At 67.4% G+C, this 20815-nt stretch carries 12 protein-coding genes; 4 read left to right on the top strand and 8 right to left on the bottom strand.

The window, feature by feature from the left end:
• Window positions 1–35 precede the first annotated feature (35 nt).
• The 7 genes from METLW4_RS0110350 to METLW4_RS0110320 form a co-directional block, all read right to left on the bottom strand.
• Entirely contained in the window at window positions 36–3164 is a 3129-nt protein-coding gene (locus METLW4_RS0110350; protein ID WP_018266134.1) for an efflux RND transporter permease subunit, read from the bottom strand.
• A gap of 186 nt (window positions 3165–3350) precedes the next feature.
• The gene (locus tag METLW4_RS0110345; protein WP_018266133.1) at window positions 3351–6494 is read right to left on the bottom strand and encodes an efflux RND transporter permease subunit; all 3144 of its coding nucleotides are present in this window, start codon (window positions 6492–6494) and stop codon (window positions 3351–3353) included.
• A gap of 10 nt (window positions 6495–6504) precedes the next feature.
• The gene (locus tag METLW4_RS0110340; RefSeq protein WP_018266132.1) at window positions 6505–7821 is read right to left on the bottom strand and encodes an efflux RND transporter periplasmic adaptor subunit; all 1317 of its coding nucleotides are present in this window, start codon (window positions 7819–7821) and stop codon (window positions 6505–6507) included.
• Window positions 7818–9374 carry an efflux transporter outer membrane subunit gene (locus METLW4_RS0110335; protein ID WP_018266131.1) on the bottom strand — a complete coding sequence of 519 codons (1557 nt, stop codon included), beginning with the start codon at window positions 9372–9374 and terminating at the stop codon, window positions 7818–7820. The genes METLW4_RS0110340 and METLW4_RS0110335 overlap by 4 nt, the downstream gene beginning before the upstream one ends.
• Window positions 9375–9626: 252 nt before the next feature.
• Window positions 9627–10070 carry a DUF2147 domain-containing protein gene (locus METLW4_RS0110330; RefSeq protein ID WP_245258431.1) on the bottom strand — a complete coding sequence of 148 codons (444 nt, stop codon included), beginning with the start codon at window positions 10068–10070 and terminating at the stop codon, window positions 9627–9629.
• Window positions 10067–12751 carry an MMPL family transporter gene (locus tag METLW4_RS0110325; RefSeq protein ID WP_018266129.1) on the bottom strand — a complete coding sequence of 895 codons (2685 nt, stop codon included), beginning with the start codon at window positions 12749–12751 and terminating at the stop codon, window positions 10067–10069. The genes METLW4_RS0110330 and METLW4_RS0110325 overlap by 4 nt, the downstream gene beginning before the upstream one ends.
• Before the next feature lie 78 nt (window positions 12752–12829).
• Window positions 12830–13039 carry a DUF1674 domain-containing protein gene (locus tag METLW4_RS0110320; RefSeq protein ID WP_018266128.1) on the bottom strand — a complete coding sequence of 70 codons (210 nt, stop codon included), beginning with the start codon at window positions 13037–13039 and terminating at the stop codon, window positions 12830–12832.
• A 146-nt stretch (window positions 13040–13185) separates the two neighbouring features.
• Here METLW4_RS0110320 and METLW4_RS0110315 point away from each other — a divergent pair, with 146 nt between their 5' ends.
• Both METLW4_RS0110315 and METLW4_RS0110310 read left to right on the top strand, forming a co-directional pair.
• Entirely contained in the window at window positions 13186–14586 is a 1401-nt protein-coding gene (locus METLW4_RS0110315) for an RsmB/NOP family class I SAM-dependent RNA methyltransferase (protein WP_018266127.1), read from the top strand.
• 60 nt (window positions 14587–14646) lie between these two features.
• A complete protein-coding gene (locus tag METLW4_RS0110310) occupies window positions 14647–16380 on the top strand; it encodes a heparinase II/III family protein (RefSeq protein WP_018266126.1) in 1734 nt (577 codons plus the stop codon).
• 130 nt (window positions 16381–16510) lie between these two features.
• On the opposite strand, the gene METLW4_RS0110305 is transcribed toward METLW4_RS0110310, so the two are convergent.
• The gene (locus tag METLW4_RS0110305; protein ID WP_018266125.1) at window positions 16511–16777 is read right to left on the bottom strand and encodes a GIY-YIG nuclease family protein; all 267 of its coding nucleotides are present in this window, start codon (window positions 16775–16777) and stop codon (window positions 16511–16513) included.
• Window positions 16778–17025: 248 nt separating this feature from the next.
• Here METLW4_RS0110305 and purH point away from each other — a divergent pair, with 248 nt between their 5' ends.
• Entirely contained in the window at window positions 17026–18618 is a 1593-nt protein-coding gene (gene purH / locus METLW4_RS0110300; protein ID WP_018266124.1) for a bifunctional phosphoribosylaminoimidazolecarboxamide formyltransferase/IMP cyclohydrolase, read from the top strand.
• A gap of 602 nt (window positions 18619–19220) precedes the next feature.
• Window positions 19221–20741 carry a porin gene (locus METLW4_RS0110290; protein WP_245258430.1) on the top strand — a complete coding sequence of 507 codons (1521 nt, stop codon included), beginning with the start codon at window positions 19221–19223 and terminating at the stop codon, window positions 20739–20741.
• The last annotated feature ends 74 nt before the right edge of the window (window positions 20742–20815 follow it).

Below are 20815 nucleotides of genomic sequence, written 5' to 3'. Positions count from 1 at the left end.
CCTGCATGCGGGGACAAGGGCGCCGCCGCGGCGCGTCACGAGGCTTTCGCCGTCTGCGGCTCCGCGATCGCCGCCTCCCGGCTCGGCGCTTCCGCCGCCCGCCGCGGCCGCCGGCTCTCCAGCTTGCTCATCAGCAGATAGATCACCGGCGTCGTGTAGAGCGTCAGCATTTGGCTGAGCAGCAGACCGCCGACGATGGTGACGCCGAGCGGACGCCGCATTTCCGCGCCGACTCCGCCGGCGAAGGCCAGCGGCAGCGCGCCGAGCATGGCGGCGAGCGTGGTCATCAGGATAGGCCGGAAACGCTCCACCGCCGCCTCCAGCGCCGCGTCGCGCACGGAAAAGCCTTTGTCGCGCTCGGCGTGCAGGGCGAAGTCGACCAGCATGATGCCGTTCTTCTTCACTATGCCGATCAGCAGCAGAATGCCGATGAAGGCGATCAGCGTGAATTCCGTGTCGAAGGCCTCGAGCGCCAGCAGCGCGCCGAGTCCGGCCGAGGGCAGGGTGGAGATGATCGTCACCGGATGGGCGAGGCTCTCATAGAGCACGCCGAGGATGATGTAGACCGCGAGCAGCGCGGCCAGGATCAGCCACGCCATGCCGGAGGAGAGCTTGCGGAAATCCTTGGCGTCGCCGGCGAATTCCGCCTGCACCCCATTGGGGAGCCGCATTTCGTCTGTGGCCGTGAGAATGGCTTTCGCCGCTGCGTCCAGCGTATGGCCGGGCGCGATGTTGAAGGTGATCGTCGCGGCCGGCAGCACGCCCTGATGATTGACGACGAGCGGCATGGTCCCGCGCTCTATGCAGGCGACGGCGGTGAGCGGCACCTGGGTTCCGTCGCTGGCGGAGACATAGAGGCCGGAAAGATCGCGCGGGTCGCGCTGGCGCGACAGCGGCGCCTCGACGATGACGCGATATTGATTGCGCTGGGTGTAGATGATCGAATCCTGGCGCTGGCCGAAGGAGCTGTTGAGCGCCGCGTCGATCGCCTGAATCGGCACGCCCATGCGCGAGGCGGCGGTGCGGTCGATCACGACATTGGCCTTCAGCGCGCCCTGCTGCCGATCGGTGGTGACGTCGGCGAGATCGGGCAGGCGTTGCAGCCGCGCCAGCAGCTTGGGCGTCCATTCTTCCAAATCATCGACCGTGGAGGCGGTGACGGTGAACTGATATTGCGCCTTGCTCTGGCGCCCGCCGGAGCGCAAATCCTGCGACGGCGTCATGAAGACGGAGAGGCCGGCGATCTTGCCGAACTCGTTGCGCAGGCGCGCCAGCACCTCGAAGCTCGACGCCTTGCGCTCGGTGGCGGGCTTCAGCGCCAGGAACAGCCGGCCCTGATTGCCGGACATGCTCTGATTGGAGCCGCCGATGAAGGAGCCGACATTGACGACGTCCGGGTCGGCGGCGGCGACGGCGGCGGCCTTTTTCTGCAGCGCGACCATATCGCCGAAGGAAATATCCGCCGACGCTTCCGTCGTTCCGTTGAGCAGGCCGATATCGTCCTGCGGCAGATTGCCCTTGGGGACCGAGGCGTAGAGATGGACGGTCCAGCCGATCGTCAGCGCGACGACGCCGAGCGTCGCCCAAGGATGATCGACGACAGGCCGCAAGCTGCGCGCATAGAGGCCGACGAGCCGCGCCAGCGCCCCCTCGACGATGCGGTCGAAGCGCGACGGCGTTTCTCGCTTGGGGGAGGGCAGATGCGCGCAGATCGTCGGCGTCACCGTCAGCGAGACGATGGTCGAGATGACGATGGCGAAGGTGAGGGTGAAGGCGAACTCGCGCAGCAGCCGGCCGAAAATGCCTTCCATCAGCAGCAGCGGGATGAAGACGGCGATCAGCGACAGGCTGATCGAGACGACGGTGAAGCCGATCTGCTTCGCGCCGGCGAGCGCCGCCTCCAGCCGGCCCATGCCGCGCTCGACATTGGTCTCTATGTTCTCGATCATGACGATGGCGTCGTCGATGACGAAGCCGACGGCGATGGTGAGCGCCATCAGCGAGAGATTATCGATCGAGAAGCCGGCAAGCCACATGGCCGCGCAGGAGCCGACGAGGGACAGCGGCACCGTCACCGCCGCGGCGAAGACCGGCGTCGCCCGGCGCAGGAAGACGAACACCACCGCCATCACGAGGGCGATGGAGACGAGCAGCGTGTTCTGAATCTCCGAGACGCTGGCGCGGATCGTCTGCGTGCGATCGGAGAGGATGGAGACGTCGACGCCGCTCGGAATCCATGTCCGCAGCTCGGGCAGCAGCGCCTTCACCTGATCGACCATGGCGATCACATTGGCGTTGGGCTGGCGGGTCACGATGATGATGACGGCCGGCTTGCCGTTGAACCAGCCGGCCCCCAGCCGATTGCGCACGCCGCGCTCGATTGTGGCGATGTCGCCGAGCTTGACCACGGCGCCATTGCTCGCCGAGACGACGATATTGCGAAAGTCGCTCGGCGTCGTCAGCTGATCGCTGGCGCCGATGGTGCGGCCGAGCTGATCGCCATTCAGCGCGCCGACCGGCGAGAGCGCATTGGCGGAGACGATGGCGCTCGCCACCGCGTCGACGCCGAGGCCCATCGCCGCGAGTCGCGCCGTATCCATCTGCACGCGGATCGCCGGCTGCTCGGCGCCGGCGATGCGCACCTCGGCGACGCCCGGCACTTGCGAGATGCGCTGGGCGATGACCGTGTCGGCGGCGTCGAAAACGGCGCTGGTCGGCAAGGTCTCCGAGGTCAATGCGAGGACGATGGAGGGCACCGTCGCCTGGCTCGCCTTGCGGAAGACCGGCAGCAGCGGCAGATCGGTGGGCAGGTCGGTGGCGGCGGCGTTGATCGCCGCCTGCACGTCGCGCGCCGCGGAGTCGATGTTCCGGTTGATGTCGAATTGCGCGACGATCTGCGTCTGGCCGAGCGAGCTGACCGAGGTGAGCTCGGTGACACCCGAAATTCCGGCGAGGCGGCGCTCCAGCGGCGCGGCGACCGAGGCCGCCATTGTCGCCGGATCGGCGCCCGGCCGCGCCGCTATGACGCCGATCGCCGGAAAGTCGATCGCCGGCAGGCTGGCGACGGGCAGGAAGAAATAGGCGATGGCTCCGACCATGAACAGCGCCGCCGCGAGCAGGCTCGCGCCCACCGGCCGGCGGATGAAAGGCTCGGAGATGTTCATGGCGTTCGCTCGGCGCGCGGGCGAGATCGTTTCGCGCGGCCTTCGCCGTATTCCTTCTCCCCGCTCGCGGGGAGAAGGTGAGGATGGGGGGCCTGGGCCGTTTTCCGTTGCTGGCTCATGCCCCGAGCCCCTCACCCCGACCCTCTCCCCGCAGGCGGGGAGAGGGAGAAATGGCGCCCAACCCTATCACTCCGCCGCCTCCCTGCGCTCGGACGGCGGCGCGGTCGGCGCGGCGGGCTGCGGCTGCTGCGTCTGCGATCCCTGCAGCCAATCGCGCAGCCGCGCGCGCAGGCGATCGACGGCGAGATAGATGACCGGCGTCGTGTAGAGCGTCAGCAGTTGCGACAGGACGAGCCCGCCGATGATGGAGACGCCGAGCGGGATGCGCAGCTCGCTGCCCGGCCCATGCGCCAGCGCCAGCGGCAGCGCACCGAGCAGAGCGGCGAGAGTCGTCATCATGATCGGCCGAAAGCGCAGCCGGCAGGCGCGCACGATAGAGTCGAAGGGCGTCAGCGCCTCGGCCTTCTCCGCCTCCAGCGCGAAGTCGATCATCATGATGGCGTTCTTCTTGACGATGCCCATCAGCAGCACGACGCCGATCAGCGCCACCAGCGACATGTCGAGCCCGGTCGCCATCAGCGCCAGCAGCGCGCCGACGCCGGCGGAAGGCAACGTCGTCAGCACGGTGAAGGGATGCGCGTAGCTCTCATAGAGCACGCCGAGCACGACATAGATGGCGATGGCCGCCGCCAGAATGAGCCAGGGCTGGCCGGCGAGCGACTTGCGGAACTCCGCCGCATCGGCGCTGAACATGCCGATGATGGAGGAGGGCAGGCCGATCTCGCGCTCTATGCGGGCGATCGCCTCCACCGCATCGCCGAGCGCGGCGCCGGGCGCGAGGTCGAAGCTGATCGTCGCCGCCGGAAACTGCTCCTGATGCGCGACGGCGAGCGGCGCCGTCGTCTGCTCCACCGAGACGAAGGTGGAGATCGGCGTCTGCGGGCCGCCATTGGTGGGCGAGACATAGAGCTTGTCGAGCGCCGTCGGATCGCGCTGATATTGCGGCGCCGCCTCCAATATCACGCGATATTGGTTGGACTGGGCGTAGATGGTGGAGATTTGCCGCTGGCCGAAAGCGTCGTTCAGCGTGTCGTCGACATTCTGCGCGGTGACGCCGAGCCGCCCCATCAGCTCGCGGTCGATGTGCAGGAAGGTGCGCAGCCCGCCGTTCTGCGTCTCGGCGGCGACATTGCGGAACACGCCGTCGCGGCGGATCGCGTCGATCAGTCTCTGCGACCAGTCCTGCAGCTCGGCCTGGTCGGGCGCGGTCAGCGTATATTGATATTGCGAGCGGCTGGCGCGCGTCGTGATCTGAATGTCCTGCACCGGCTCTATGTAGACGGCGGCGCCGGGGACGCGCTCGGCCGCCTGCTTCAGCCGCTCGGCGATCGCGTCCGCGCCTATGCTGCGCACATCGCGCGGGCGCAGCGTCACCGACATATGGGCGACATTGGTGGTGGCGTTGAGCGGGCCGACGCCGAGCACCGAGGCGGTTCCCGTCGCCTCCGGCTCGGCCTCGAAGATTTTCGAGACCTCGGCCTGCAGCCGCGTCATCGTCTCGAAGGAGGAATCCGGCGAGGCCTCCAGCACGACATTGAGCAGGCTCGTGTCCTGGCGCGGCAGGAAGCCCTTGGGGATGAAGGCGTAGAGCGCGATGGTGAGCGCCAGAGTGCCGAAGGTCAGCGCCAGCATCCATTTCTGCCGGCCGAGCGCGATGGCGAGAGTCTTGGCGTAGAATTCGTCGAGCCAGGCGGAAAAGCCGCTGGCCTCCGCATGGGCGGCGTGGCCGGCGCCCGGCTTCAGCAGCTTGGCGCAGAGCATGGGCGTCAAGGTCAGCGAGATGATCGCCGAGACGACGACCTGGGCGGTGAGCGTCAGCGCGAACTCGCGGAACATGCGGCCGACGAGGCCGGTCATGAACAGAAGCGGGATGAACACGGCGATCAGCGACACGGTGAGCGAGATCACCGTGAAGGCGATCTCCCGCGCGCCGTCCAGCGCGGCGCGATGCGGCGTCTTGCCGAGCTCTATGTTGCGGACGATGTTCTCGATCATGACGATGGCGTCGTCCACGACGAAGCCGGCGCCGATGGTGAGCGCCATCAGCGAGAGATTGTCGAGCGAGAAGCCGGCGAGCGACATCAGCGCGAAAGTGGCGATGATGGAGAGCGGCAGGCTGACGCCGGCGATCACCGTCGCCCGCCAGCTGCGCAGAAACACCAGCACCACCAAAATCACCAGCGCGGTGGCCAGCACCAGGGTGAATTCCACATCCTCGATGGAGGCGCGGATCGTCTGGGTGCGGTCGTTCACCACCTCGAGCGACATGCCCTTGGGCAGGGCGCGCATGACATTGGGCAGCTCCTTATGGAGCTGATCGACCGTGCTGATGATATTGGCGCCCGGCTGGCGCTGCACGTCGAGGATGATTGCCGGCTCGCCGCGATACCAGCCGCCGACCCTCGCATTCTCCAGACCGTCCAGCACGGTGGCGACATCGCGCAGCATGATCGGCGCGCCATTGCGATAGGCGACGACGACGGTCTCGAACTGCCGCGCCGCCTGCAGCTGGTCATTGGCGTCGAGCGTGTAGGATTGGTGGAGCCCGTCGAGCGAGCCCTTGGCGCCGGCGACATTGGCGGCGGCGATGGCGGCGCGCAAATCCTCCATGCTCATGCGATTGGCGGCGAGCCGCGCGAGATCGGCCTGAATGCGCACCGCCGGGCGCACGCCGCCCTCCACCGCCACATGGCCGACGCCCGGCACTTCCGAGAGGCGCGGCGCGATCAGCGTGTCGGCGACGTCGCTCATCTGCCGCATGCTGGCGGTCTTGGAGCGCAGCGTCAGCGTCACCACCGGCGTGTCGGCCGGATTGACCTTCGCATAGACCGGCGGATAGGGCAGGCTGCGCGGCAGCGTCGAGGCGGCGGCGTTGATCGCCGATTGAACGTCCTGCGCGGCGGCGTCTATGTCGCGGTCGAGCTCGAATTGCAGCGTGATCTGCGAGAGGCCGAAGGAGCTCTGCGACGACATGGTCTGCAGCGACGGAATCTGCCCGAACTGCCGCTCGAGCGAGGCCGTCACCAGCGCCGCCATCGTGTCGGGATTGGCGCCCGGCAATTGCGTCGTCACCTGAATGGTCGGAAAATCGACCTGCGGCAGCGGCGAGATCGACAGGCGCGCATAGCCGAGCAGGCCGAACAAGAGCACGGCGAAGCTCAGCAGCGAGGTCGCCACCGGCCGTTCGATGAAGGGCGTCGACACGCTCATCGCCGGAGCGTCACCTCTGTTGCGGCGGGCCGCCGGCGTCGCCGCGCCTCTCGTCGCCGGCCTCGCCCTTGCGTTCCTCGCCTCTACGTTCCTTGCGCGGGCGCTTCGGAGCCTCTGCGCCGCGATCGGCCGTCGGCTCCATCACCTTGACCTGCGATCCGTCGACGAGCCGCGAGAAGCCGGTCGTCGCCACTTTCTCGCCCGGCTCGAGGCCGGAGACGACCACCGCCTGAACCTCGTCCTGCCGTCCGACGGAGACCGCCCGCATCGAGACTGTCTCATCCTCGTTCAGCGCATAGACGAAGGCGCCATTGGGGCCGCGCTGGATGGCCGCGCTCGGGACCACACGCGCGTCTTGTAGCACATCGACCGTCAACCGGACGTTGACGAACTGGCCCGGCCAGAGCGCGAGGCCCTTGTTTTCGAAGGTCGCCTTTATCTTCACCGTGCCGGTGGTCTGGTCGATCTGATTGTCGATCACCGTCACCACGCCCGTGTCCAGCACGCTGGAATTGTCCGGGCCGAGGGCGGCGGCGGGCGCGGGGCCGCGGGCCTGCGCCTTCTGCACCGCGGGCAGGGCCTGCTGCGGCACGGTGAAGACGACATAGATGGGCTGCAGCTGGGTGATGACGACGATTCCGGTCGTATCCGAGCTGTGCAGAATATTGCCGACGTCGACGAGCCTTATGCCGGTGCGGCCGTCGATGGGCGAGCGTATGGTGGCGTAGTCCAGCGTCGCCTTGGCGTTGTCGATCGCCCCTTGATCGGCGCGGATCTGCGCCTCGAGCTGGGTGACGAGCGATTCCTGCGTCGCATATTGCTGCTGCGAGCCGAAATTGCTGGCCGCGAGCTTCTTATAGCGCGTGACGTCGACGCGGGCGTTGGCGAGATTGGCCTCGTCCTGCGCCTTTTTGGCGACGGCCTGGTCATAGGCGGCCTGATAGAGCGTCGGATCGATGAGCGCGACAATGTCGCCCTTCTTGACGTTCTGCCCCTCGTCGAAGCCGAGCTTGATGAGCCGTCCGTCGACCTGCGTGCGGACTGTGACCGTGTTGAGCGCCTGCGCCGTGCCGACGGCGTCGATCGTCACCGGCACATCGGCGATCCGCACCGGCGTCGCCGTTATCGCGACCGGACCATCCAGGCTGCGGCGGCGCCCATCGCGCTTGCCGCCGGAGACCGCGGCCGCCTCTTTCGCTCCATCGCCGAAAATCCAGGGACGGGCGACGTAATAGCCGGCCGCGAGCGCGACGATCGCTCCCAGCGCGACCAGCGGCGATGGCCGCTTCGCGCGCCAGCCGGCCGGCAAGGAGAGCGGCGGCTTCACGGCCAGGGACCTTTGTCCGACTCATAGGCGCCGTCCTCGGCGGCGAGCTCGAGCGCGCGCGTCGCGCCGGACCAGCCGCCGCCGAGCGCCTGATAGAGGCTGGTGGCCGCCTGGAAATGCGCGAGCCGGACAACGGCCAGGGCGTCCTCGGTCTGGAACAGGGTCGTCTCCGTGGTCGACAGGGTGATGATGTCGATCGTTCCCTCGCGGAGCCGCGCCTCGGCCACCTCATAGGCCCGCCGCGCGGCAGCCACCGCCTCGCCCTGCAGCTTCAGCTGCCGGGTCGTCTCCTGTATGGCGATGAGCGCGTTCTCGACGTCGGAGAAGGCCGTCAAAATTTGTTTTTTGTAAGCCTGCGCCAGCTCGGCGAACTTGCCCTGCTGCAGCAGATATTGGCCCTGCAGATTATAGCCGTCGAAGACCGGCTGCGTGAGATTGCCGGCGATCTGCCAGGCGATCGCCTCTGGCCGGAACAGCGAGCGCAGCGCGATGCTCTGCACGCCGTAATAGCCGGTCATCTGGATCGACGGGAAGAAGGCGGCGCGCGCCTGCAGCACGGAGAATTCCGAGGATTCGAGCTTGGCTTCGGCCTCGGCTATGTCCGGCCGGCGCAACAGCAGCTCGGAAGGCAGGCCCGGCGCCACCTTGGGGTAGCGCAATCTGATGAGCGAGCCGCCCTTGATGACGGCGCTCTCCGGCGGGACGCCGAGCAGCACCGCCAGCGTGTTCTTCGTCTGGCGCAGGGTCTGCTCCAGCGGCGGCACCGAGGCGCGCTGCTGGGCCACGACGGAATCCTGCTGCGAAAAGTCGAGCGCCGTGGCGGTGCCGACGTCGAGCCGGGCCTTGATGGCCTTCAGCACGGTTTCGGCGATCTTGATGTTGTTGTGGGCGATGCGCAGCCGATCTTCCGCCGTCAGCACCTGAAAATAGGCGTTCACCACCGATGCGATGGTGGAAATCTCGACCACGTCGCGATCGAAGCGGCTGGCGTAGGCGAGGAGGCGGGCGGCGTTGGAGGCGTCCTGATTCTTGCCCCAGAAGTCGATCTCATAGCTCGCGGTGAGCTGCATCTGGAAGAAATTGGCGCGCCGCGCGCCGAGCGCGCTCGAGCTGGCCGCGCCGGTCGTCGTCGTGGCGCTGGTGGAGGCGCTGGTGCTCGTCGCGCTGGTGATCGTCGCCGGCGTCTGCGTGCGCCGCGCTATGTCGTTCATCGTCAGCGAGGGCCACAGCGGCGAGCTGTTGATGCGCGCGGTGGCGTCCGCCTGCTGGATGCGCGCCACGGCGGCGGCGATGTCGAGATTCTGGTCGAGCGCCTTGGCGACGAGGCTGGTCAGCTCCGGCGAGCCGAAGCCCTGCGACCAGTCCTTTGCGGCGCGGATCGGCGCGGCGGAGCGCGCCGGCTTGTCGGCCTTGAAGGCGGGCGGGGTTTCGATCGTGGCGTCCGGCTTCTCCCAATCCAGCACGCAGCCGGAGAGCGCCGTCGTGGCGGCGAGCGCCGCGGCGCGACCGAGGAGCAGGGACGGCCGTGATCGTCGTCTCGAAGACAAGGACAATTCCGTTCTATCTGCAAGCGCGCCCGGGCGGGCGCGTGACCCCTGACAGGGCCTAGACCAATGAGCGCCGCCTTCAAAGCGGGCGCGTGAATTTTCCACCGGCGCTTCTCGGTCGAGAGCGCCGATTCCACTCGACCCCACGAAAACGGCCTCGCGAGGGCGCGTGAAAGAGCCGCCGAAAACAACTGATTCCGTCGCCGCGGCTGCGCTCGACCCTGCGAGGCGGGGCCGTTATGGTCAAGTTACGGATTGTTAATTTCTTCGCCGCGACGTCGGCGTCTTTTGGGAAGGCGCCGGCTCGCCCGGCACTTTGCTCCAGCTTTCGCTCTGACACAAGAAGGCGATCAGGCAGCCGGTGAGCGTGAGCTGCGTCGGGCTGTCCAAGGTAATGATTCCGATATAGATTTTGCCGTTCTCAGGATTGAAGAGGTCGCCTTTCCAGCGATTGGCCTCGGTCCGCGCCGCATGGCGCAGAATCAGCATGGGCTGCTGGCCGGGGGGAGGCGGCGGAAACACGCCGCGCGCGCAGAGCTTGCCGTCGCAATCGAAGAATTCGAGCTTTTGCTGATGGCCGCCGCGAATCCATACGCCATAGATCGGCTCGGCAGGGGCGGGCGCCGCCTCCGCAGGGGCCGCCGCCGCGGGAGTCGCGGAAGCGAGGGCGAGAAGCAGGGAAAAAGCCGCCTTCTTCATCATGGCTCCGAGCCTATCACGCCGCGCGGCGGCTGCACAGGCGAAGCCGGCTGCGCCGAATCGCTCGCTGCGCCCTGCGGACCGCCGATCGCCTCGGCCTCCTCCTCCAGCCGTGGCGGGCCGAGGAAGGCCGGCACGATGATGAAGGCGGCGAGCAGAGTGAAGAACAGCGAGATGGCGAGCAGCGCGCCCATGCTGGCCGTTCCCGGATGGCTCGACAGGAACAGGCTGCCGAAGGCCGTGCCCGTGGTGAGCGCGCTGAAGAATATGGCGCGCGTCAGGCTCGAGGCGAGCATGTCCGAGACGCCCTTGCGCCAGGCGATGACGTAATAGATGTGGAAGGCGACGCCGACGCCGAACATCAGCGGCAGCGCGATGATATTGGCGAAGTTGAGCGACATGCCGAGCAGATCGGCCGCCTCGAGGCTCATGATTCCCGCGAGCACCAGCGGGCCGAGCGTGAGCGCGACATCGCTCGCCCGCCGCAGCGCGACGACGAGAATCAGGAATATGGCCACGAAGGCGAGCACGCCGGCCTGCAGAAAGGCGTCGACGACGGTCTTGCCGGCCTCGGCGACGATGACGGGCGGACCGCCGGCGTCCGGGGCGAGCGTCTGCACCGCCTCGGCGAAGCGCGTCATCACCTCGCGATCATTGCTGTCGCCCTTGGGCGTCACCTCTATGCGCACCGCGCCATCGGCGGCGATCCATTCCGAGCGCAGATCCTCGGGCAGCGAGTCGGGCGTGATCTTCTGCGCGGCGAGCGCTCTGCGCAGCTCGCCGAACAGGCGCTCGAGATCGGAGAGGGCGGCGATCTGCGCCTCCTTGCGAATCTCCGGGCTGGCCTTGACCAGCGCGTCCAGAGAATCGGCGAAGCGGATGAGCCCGGCCGGCGCCTTGGGCGCGCTGCCGGCCTTGCGGATCGTCTTGGCGGCGCGGGCGAGGGCTTTCTTTGTCTCCTCGTCGCTCGGCGCGGGCTTCACCGTCGGATCGAGAACCTTGCGCAGCTGAGCGGCGGCGTTCTCGAGCAGCGGCAGCTTCTCGTCCTGATCGGCGGGAATCAGCTGGTCGATCGTCGTCACATGATCGACCTCCGGCAGAGCGGCGATCCTTTTGGCGAGCTCGCGCGCCGCCGGCAGGGACGGCGCCAGCGCCTCGATCTTATTGGGCGCCGTCTGCGGATTTTTGGAGAGATCGAGGAAGGTCGCGACCGATTCGACCGTCTGGTCGCGCAGATTCATCGGATTGGAGTCGAAGCGCAGATGCAGCAGGAAGGGCGCGCCGGCGAGCGTCACCACCGCCGTGGCGACCAGCACCAGCACGCGATGCCGGGCGATCCAATGATCGACGGCGGCCAGCGAGGCGGTCTCCACCGGCGCCGTCTCCGCCTTGGGGCCGAGAATGCGGATCAGCGCCGGCAGGAAGGTGAGCGTCGCCAGATAGGCGATGATCATGCCGAGGCCGGCGATGAGGCCGAGCTCGGCGACGCCGCGAAATTCGGTCGGCAGAAAGCAGAAGAAGCCGGCGAGCAGCGAGACGGCGGCGAGCGTCAGCGACCAGCCGATGCCGCGCGTCGCCGCCAGCAGAGCTTGCGGCAGATCGTCGACATTGTGGCGCTCCTCGCGATAGCGCGTGGCGAATTGAATGCCGAAATCGACGCCGAGGCCGATGAACAGAACCGCGAAGGCGACCGAGATGAGATTGAAGCGGCCGATCAGCGCTATGCCGAGGCCCGAGGTCATGGCGAGGCCGGCGATGATCGTCACCAGCACGGCGAAGATGAGCCGCTTGGAGCGCAGCGCCGCCCACAGGATGAGCGTCACCACCGCCAGCGTGGCCGAGACATTGAGCCCGGTGTTCTCGGCGACGGTGGCGAATTCCTCATCCGCCAGCGGCACTTGGCCGGTCAGCCGCACGCTCACGCCCTTGTCCGGGACGAGGCCGAGCGATTTCGCCGTGTCGCGGATGATCTGCACCGCATCATGGCCGGGCTCGAGCGCCGAATAGTCGATGATCGGCTTGATGAGCACGATGCGGCGCGGCTCCGCGCTGGGGCCGACCGAGGGCGTCTCCGGCTCGCGGCCGCCGGCCAGCAGCTTCTCCCAGGAGACCTTGGCCGGCTTGCCGGCGAGCACGGCGTCGAAAGCGTCGGTGAAATTGTCGAGGCCCTTGGCGAAGGAGGCGAGGCCGCGCTCGCTCGCCGCGACCTGCTTCAGGCCGAACAGCAGAGCGTCCGACAGGCCGCGCAGGCTGGGGTCCTCCGCCAGCGGCTGCAGAAACTCGCGCTGCGCGACGAGAGAATTCATGTCGCGGCGAATCTCGTCGACGCCGAGGAAGAGAACGCCATTGTCGCGAAAATATTTATTGTCGTCCGGGCGCCAGACGCGGGACATCAGCGGCTTGCCGGTCAGCGCGTCGCGCAGCTCATTGGCGCTTTTTTCCGCCTGTTCGCTGGTCTTGGCGTCGATGACCGCCACGATGATGTCGTCGATCTGCGGAAAAGCTTTGTAGAGGCGCGACTCATTGGCGCGCCAGGGAACCTCGGGCGAGAAGAGATGCGCCGTATCCGTGTCGATGGCGAAACGCGTGGCGGTCACATAGGCGCCGGCGGCGGTGAGCGCGAGCGTGACAATGACGACCGTCCAAGGCCGCCGCAGACACCAGGCCACGAGCTTTTCCAACATCAAGGGTCCTCGAATTGTGCGGAGCGCCGTGGGCGGCGCTCGTCACGCCCGCCGCGAGCATGGGCTCGGGCCTGGCGTTCAGAAGTCGCTGGCTATTCCTTTGGTCTCCCAGTCGCCGTAGCGAGCGGGGTCGAGCCCGCCGCGGCCGCCGAGCTCGCGCTGTGGCGCGGCGCGAGTTCGGCTCGCGCGCGCGCGGCGCTCCTCGGCTTCCGCCAGCGCGCGCTGCGCTTCCGGCGGCAGGGTCCGCTCGGCCGCGGCGCGTTCCGATCGTGTCTCAGCTTCGTCCATTCATCCTCCTCGGAACGCGACGCTCCCGGGAAACTGGCCCGGGAAACTCTCCCGACAAGCTGGTTCTCGGGCGCGCGATCGGCGCTCGCCTCAGGTCAGCTCCGTATGTGATATAAACGACGATTCGATCCGCGTCGAAGGTGTGAATGCGAGACAATAGACCTTTCTCCGCCAAGGCCAAGGCGCGGGCCGGCTTCCTTCCGGCGGACGCCGCGCGCGAGGCCGAGGCCGCTCAAGTGCCGGGGCTGCAGGCGCGCATCGCCGCGGCCAATGTGATCGCCGATGTCGCGCAAGGCGGCCACCGGCTGGACGAACGTTTTTCTCCGCAGGCGGTTCCGTACCGGCTCGCGGGAATGGAGCCGCGCGACATAGCGCTCGCGCGCTCCATCGCCTATGTGGGCGTTCGCCGGCTCGGCGCCATTCGCCATGCGCTCGCGGCTCTGCTGGAGAAGGGCCTGCCCAAGCAGGCCGCGCGGCTCGAATGGCCGCTCGTCGCCGCGGCGGCGCAAATCCTCTTTCTCGACGTTCCCGATCACGCCGCCGTCGATCTCGCCGTGCGCGCGGTCCGGCTCGAGCCGAAGACCGCGCCCTTCGCGGGCTTGGTGAATGGCGTGCTGCGCAATCTCATCCGCCGGCGCGAGGAGTTTCTCGGCGCCGATCCGCTCGATCTCGACACGCCCGCCTGGCTCGCGCAGCGCTGGATCAAATCCTTCGGCGAGGCGCAGGCGCGCGCCATCGCCGCCATGCATATGCAAGAGCCGCCGATCGACCTCACGGTGAAATCGGACGCCGAAGGCTGGGCGCAGCGCCTCGATGGCATTGTTCTGCCGACCGGCTCGGTGCGGCTGCGCGCGCGCACGCCGATCGTCGAGCTCGACGCTTATGCGGAGGGCGAATGGTGGGTGCAGGACGCCGCCGCCGCTCTGCCGGCGCGGCTGCTCGCCGTCGAGCCGGAGGAGCGCGTGCTCGACATGTGCGCTGCGCCCGGCGGCAAGACCGCGCAGCTCGCTCTCGCCCGCGCGCAGGTGACGGCGCTCGATCGCTCCGCCGAGCGGCTGAAGCTGCTCGCCGCCAATCTGCAGCGCGTTCGCCTGCACGCAGACATAGCGGTGGGCGACGCCGCCTCTTATGCCGCCGCGCGTCCCTTCGACGCCATTCTGCTCGATGCGCCCTGCTCGGCGACGGGGACGGTTCGCCGTCATCCCGACGTGCCCTGGATCAAAAAGCCCGGCGATCTCGATTCCCTCGTCGCGCTGCAATCGCGCATATTGGAGCGCGCCGCCGCTCTGCTGCGGCCGGGCGGGCGCCTCGTCTATTGCACCTGCTCGCTGGAGCCGGAGGAGGGCGAAGCGCAGATCGCGAGCTTTCTGCGCCGTCATCCCGAAATGCGCCGCGCGCCCATCGACGCCGCGGCCGATCGCGTGCCGGCGGAATTCGTGACGCCGGACGGCGATTTGCGCACGCTGCCGTCCTATTGGCCGAATGAGGACGCGCGCCTCGCCGGTCTCGACGGCTTCTTCGCCGCGCGGCTCGTGCGGCGCGACTGACGTAAGGCGGGGGATCGCATCTGTCGCTTTCCCGCTTTTGCGTTTCGTGTCATCCCATTCATGATTCGCTTCGCTCCGCTCGAAATCGCGGAGCGCGAGGAGGACGCTCTGAGCGAGACGGCCAAAGGCTCTGGACAGCGATTGGCGAACGCCGCCGCGCGCGGCGTCGCCACATTCGCGCGCGCGGTGCGCGGGCCTTATTACGCCGTGCAGGCCATGGGCGTTCGCGCGCCGGAGCGGCTCTATGTGGCGCCGCAGGACATTCGCACCGCCGATCCCACTGTCGCGGATGAAATCTACGCCGGCTATTTTTCTTTCGACGGCAAGGTCGTCGAGACCAATGGGCGCTCGCCCTTCTCCATCGCGCCGCCCTCCGTCGCCTGGCGGCGCTCGCTCGCCGGCTTCTCCTGGCTGCGGCATTTGCGCGCCGCCGATCGCGCGCTCGCGCGCGCCAACGCTCGCGCGCTGGTCGACGAATTTTTGCGCACGCGCACCGATTTCGTGGACGATCCCGCCTATGAGCCGCGTATCGTCGCGCGCCGCACGCTGTCTTTTCTGGCGCAATCGCCGATTCTGCTCGAGGGCGCCGATCAAGATTTCTACGAGCGTTTCATGCGCGCGCTGGCGCGCAATATTCGCTTTCTGCTGCGCGCCATGGGCTCGGAGCGGCGCGCCTCGGATCGGCTGCTCTGCGCCGTGGCGCTCGCCGCATTCGGCGTCTGCGCCGACGCCGGCCGCAAATTCGAGACGCGCGCCACCGCTCTGCTGGACGCCGAGCTGTTCCGCCAAATTCTGCCGGACGGCGGCCATATCGGCCGCAATCCCGATACGCCGGTGGAGCTGCTGCTCGATCTCTTGCCGCTGCGCCAGGCCTATGCCGCGCGCGGGCGCCGGCCGCCGGAGCGGCTCACCGCCTCCATCGCGGCGATGATCTCCTTTCTGCGCGTGCTGAAGCATGGCGACGGCTCGCTGGCGCTGTTCAACGGAATGGGCCGCGCGCCGCCGGATCGTCTGGCGACGATCCTCGCTCATGCCGACTCCGGCGGCGCGCCCATTCTCGACGCGCCGCATTCGGGCTATCGGCGGCTGCAGGCGGGCGCGGCCGCGGTCGTCATCGACGCCGGCGCGCCGCCGCCGCTGGTCTTCTCCGGCGCGGCCCACGCCGGCTGCCTCTCCTTTGAATTTTCGATCGGCGCCGAGCGCATCGTCGTCAATTGCGGCGCGCCGCCCGCCGGCTCCGACGCGCTGCGCCGCGTCGCGCGCTCGACGGCGGCGCATTCCACCCTCGTCGTCGAGGATCGCTCCTCCTGCCGCATAGAGGCGCGGCCGGGGCGCGGCCGGCCGGAGGAGCGCATCGTCGCCGGTCCCGCGCAAGTGAAGGCGTCGCGCCGCGCCACCGACACGAGCCATGAGCTCGAGCTTTCGCATGACGGCTATGCGCGCGAGCTCGGCCTATTGCACGAGCGCCGGCTGGCGCTGGCCCATGACGGCTCGCAGCTGCTCGGCGACGACAGGCTCATCGCGCTGCGCCACGGCGCGCGCGCCGAGAATTTCGTGCTGCGCTTCCATCTGCATCCCAATGTGCAGGCGAGCGCGGCCGGCAACCGCAAGGTGCTGCTGCGCAGCCTCGGCGTCGATCTCGTCTTCGAGGCCAACGCCGATGTGAGCGTGGAAGAGAGCGTCTTCTTCGCCGGCCCGGCCACAGCGCGCAAGAGCGCGCAGCTGGTGGTGGACGGCCGCGGCGTGAAGGACGCGCATTTGCGGTGGTCGTTTTCGCGGGTGGAGGAGGGGTGAGCGACCGAGACGCTGGCGGTTTCAAGATGGCCACGGTCGCAAAGACCAATCCACGCCCCGAGGGACCGCCGGCGTCCAAGTCTCGCAAGAGACGATGCGATCATGCAATCCACGCCGCGTCGCTTCCGCGCTATCGGGCGAGTTCCTCGAGGAGATCGCGCCAATCGGGATTCATGTCGAGGATCAGCTTGGCCTTCCAAGCGCGACGCCAGTGCTTCATATTCCGCTCGCGCTGAATTGCGTCGCGAATATCCTCGAAGCGTTCGTACCAGACGAGCCGCGTCAAGCCATAGCGTCTCGTAAACCCCTCGAAGAGCCCTTCACGATGCTCGAAGGCTCGGCGCGAGAGATCGTTCGTCACGCCGGTGTAGAGCGTTCCGTTTGGTCGGTTGGTCATGATGTAGACCCACCCTCCAGCCATGCCGCAGTTTGCAAGGCGTGGGTGGCCGGGACAAGCCCGGCCAGGACGGCGGCCGTCGAAAAACGAGGGTTGAAAGCGGTCCTTTCGGCGTCCGTTCTACAGCTCGGTGCGTCCCGCTGGCGATCTCGTCGGCGCCCAGTTGGTTTCTCCCCCCGGCGATCTATGCTAAGCGCCGGGCGATATCCTTTCCCCGCGACGTCTTCGCTCCACCAAGAGGGACCTGAATGCCGGTCGATCTGCGCCGTATCACGAGAGCTCTGCTGTCCGTCTCCGACAAGACGGGGCTCGTCGAGCTGGCGACGGCTCTCGCTGGGCTGGGCGTCGAGCTGATCTCCACCGGCGGCACGCGCAAGGCGCTCGCCGATGCAGGCCTCGCGGTGCGCGATATTGCCGACGTCACCGGCTTTCCCGAGATGATGGACGGGCGCCTCAAGACTCTGCATCCCAAGGTGCATGGCGGCCTGCTGGCGATCCGCGAGAATCCCGAGCATGAGGCGGCCATGCTCGCTCATGACATTCCGCAGATCGATCTGCTCGTCGTCAATCTCTATCCCTTCGAGGCGACGCTGGCCAAAGGCGCGCCCTTCGAGACGTGCGTCGAGAATATCGACATTGGCGGGCCGGCGATGATCCGCGCCGCCGCCAAGAATCACGACGATGTCGCCGTGCTGGTCGAGCCCGCCGATTATGATGGGTTTCTGGCCGAGCTTTCCGCCAATTCCGGCGCCGCCACTCTGGCGACGCGCCGGCGCCTCGCGCAAAAGGCCTACGCCCGCACGGCGGCCTATGATGCGGCGATCTCCAACTGGCTGGCCGGCGCGCTCGGCGAGGCGACCCCGCCCTGGCGCGCCATCGGCGGCCATTTGTCCGAGCCCATGCGCTATGGCGAGAATCCGCATCAGAGCGCCGGCTTCTATCTGACGGGAGAAAAGCGCTTCGGCGTCGCCACGGCCAAGCAGGCCCAGGGCAAGCAGCTCTCCTACAATAATGTCAACGACACCGACGCGGCTTATGAGCTCGTCGCGGAGTTCGATCCCGCGCGCACGGCGGCGGTGGCCATCATCAAGCATTCCAATCCTTGCGGCGTCGCCGAGGGCGCGAGCCTCGCCGAGGCCTATCGCAAGGCGTTGCGTTGCGATTCCGTCTCGGCCTTCGGCGGTATTGTCGCGCTCAATCGCAAGCTCGACGCCGAGGCGGCGAGCGAGATCGTGAAGATATTCACCGAGGTCATCATCGCGCCGGATGCGGACGAGGAGGCGATCTCCATCATCGCCGCGAGGAAGAATTTGCGCCTTCTGCTCGCCGGCGGCCTGCCCGATCCGCGCGCGGGCGGGCTCACCTTCCGCAGCGTCGCGGGGGGCTTTTTGGCGCAGTCGCGCGACAATAGCGTCGTCGATGATCTGACGCTTTCCGTGGCGACGAAGCGCGCGCCGAGCGAGAAGGAACTGGCGGATTTGAAATTCGCCTTCCGCGTCGCCAAGCATGTGAAGTCCAACGCCATCGTCTATGCGCGCGATCTCGCGACGGTGGGCGTCGGAGCGGGTCAGATGTCGCGCGTCGACTCCTCGCGCACGGCGGCTTTCAAGGCGGAGGAGGCGGCGCGCGAGGCCGGCGTGCGCGAGAGCTTCGCGGTCGGCTCGGTGGTCGCGTCCGACGCTTTCTTCCCCTTCCCGGACGGGCTGCTGGCGGCGGCCTCGGCCGGCGCGACGGCGGTCATTCAGCCGGGCGGCTCGGTCAATGACAAGGACGTCATCGCCGCGGCCGACGAGGCCGGCCTCGCCATGGTGCTGACCGGCGTGCGTCACTTCCGCCATTGAGCCGGCCTGCGCTGCGGCGCAATATGTTTCCATAGTCCGTTGTTTTAGCGTGGGGTGCGCGACATCGTGCCGCGTCCCCTGCGCCGCGCATATTGTCGCGCTGTCGCATTTTGCATCGAATAGAGCGCGACTGTCGCAGGCTGCGTCAGTCGTTTCCGCTACAAAGCCGATAGCGTGACAATTCTGAGGCGATTTCGAGCGGTTCTAATTGCCATTGTGCGCCGCATCGCGCCTAATCATCCCGAGAAATACGACGCTCTCCTCTTGCGAGGCGAGCATAGATCGGGAGATGTGCTTGAAGTCGAGACGACACATTAGCTGATCGAAAGAGCTCGATCGTTCATCTGCCGCATTTCGACACGCCTTTCCTTTGTGAATGGCGGTCATGCCGCAGCCTCCCCCACAATTTCGGTCCGATCTCGTCGCGCTGCTCTTGCGAGCGGCGGCGCCCGGTCGCGCCGTCACCGGACTTTCCTTCCCAGGGAAAGAGGCCCGCGCCGCTGGGTCGATGACGAGCGGCTCACTCAATCCTCCCTAAAACTTTCCCGGCCGTCTCTTCGAAGGGCGGCCGGGACTTTTCAAGAAAAAAAACGGAAACGCCAATGACAGGAACCGGCGATGCGGCCGCTCCGCGCCCAATGCGGCTCGATGCGGCGAATGTGATGGCGGCAGGACTTGCCTTTATTACGATCTGTACTGGAGCGGCGCGCGCCGACACCACCGACCAGCTGCTCGACCAGCTGAAGGCCAAGGGAATTCTCACCAAGGGCGAATATCGCAAGCTCAAGGCGCGCCATGCGGCCGAGATCGCCGCGCCGGCCCGCGCGGCTGTCGCGAGTCATGCCGCGCAGCCGGTCGCGACGCCTTCGGATCGCTACATCACGCGGCTCGACAAAGGGATCGGCGCGCGCGTCGGCGCGGTCGACGTTCGCATCTCGGGCCAGCTCGCCTTTTTCGCGACCGAGCAATTCAAGCAGGCCGGAACGGCGAGCATCGCCGGCGGGCTCGGCGGCGGCAGCCTCTATAATAATTCCTCCGCCATTCGCTCCGGCCTGCTGCCGAGCGCTCTGGCGCTCAATCTCTCGACCGAGCAGGAGGGCTATAAGGTCTCTTTCTCGCTCGGCCTCTACGCCGGCGGCAATAATATTCGCGTCGGCCTGCTCAACGGCAACAGCTCCGGCGCCTCGGTGGCGCTCGGCACGCCGGGCGTCGATCTGCGCCAGGTGTTCGGCGAGATCAGCTCGCCGGATTTGGGCTCGCTGAAGGTCGGCCGCGATCTCGGCCTCTTCGCCGCAGACGCCATTCTCAACGATTTCACGCTGTTCGGCGCCGGCACCATCGCCGCCAACGCCAGCCCCTCCAACACCAGCCTCGGCCGCATCGGCTTCGGCTATGTCTATGCGGATTGGATTCCGCAGCTCACCTATACGACGCCGGATTTCCATGGCGTCACCGTCTCGGTCGGCGCCTTCTCGCCCTATCAGCAATTCGACAACGCCGGCTCCTATGTGTCGGCGGCCGGCGTGCTTCCCTATTCGGGCGTCATGACCGGGCATGACCAGCCGGGCTTTCAGGCGCGCGTCAAATATGTCGGCGAACTCGCGCCGGGGATGAAGCTCACCCTGTGGACCTCCGGCCTCACCCAGCGGCATCGCGTCGAATCCGGCGACGCCATTCTGCTGCCGCGCGGCGCCGGCGTGCGCTCCATGGCGATAGACGCGGGCGGGCGGCTCGACGTCGGTCCGGTGACTCTGGTCGGCTACGGCTATAAGGGCGTCGGCCTCGGCACGACGGGGCTCTATTTCGACGGCGTCGGCTATGACGGCGAGCGGCGCAAATCCTCCGGCTATTACGCGCAGGCCGGCTACACGCTCTTCGAGCGCCTGACCTTCGGCGGCAGCTATGGCGTCAGCTATCTCGACGCCAATCTCGCCGATTATCCCGGACGGCTCGGCGATGGCGCGCTCGTCTCCGCAAACGCCTCGACGATCGGCTTCGTGAAATATCGCTTCACCGATTGGGTCACCTTCCAGAGCGAGTTCATACGCTCGGTCTCGCATAATCTGCTGGGGCAGGGGGTGAGGACCAACGCGCTCGTCGCGGGAACGATTTTCTCTTTCTGATCGCGGGGATAGCGGATCTGCCTGCGACAATTTGTGCGGTGCACAAAGCGGGCGGGCTCTCATAATAAAAGGCG

The sequence above is a fragment of the Methylosinus sp. LW4 genome (assembly GCF_000379125.1).
In the GTDB taxonomy this organism is placed as follows: Bacteria; Pseudomonadota; Alphaproteobacteria; order Rhizobiales; family Beijerinckiaceae; genus Methylosinus.
This window is presented reverse-complemented; position numbering and strand designations above follow the sequence as displayed.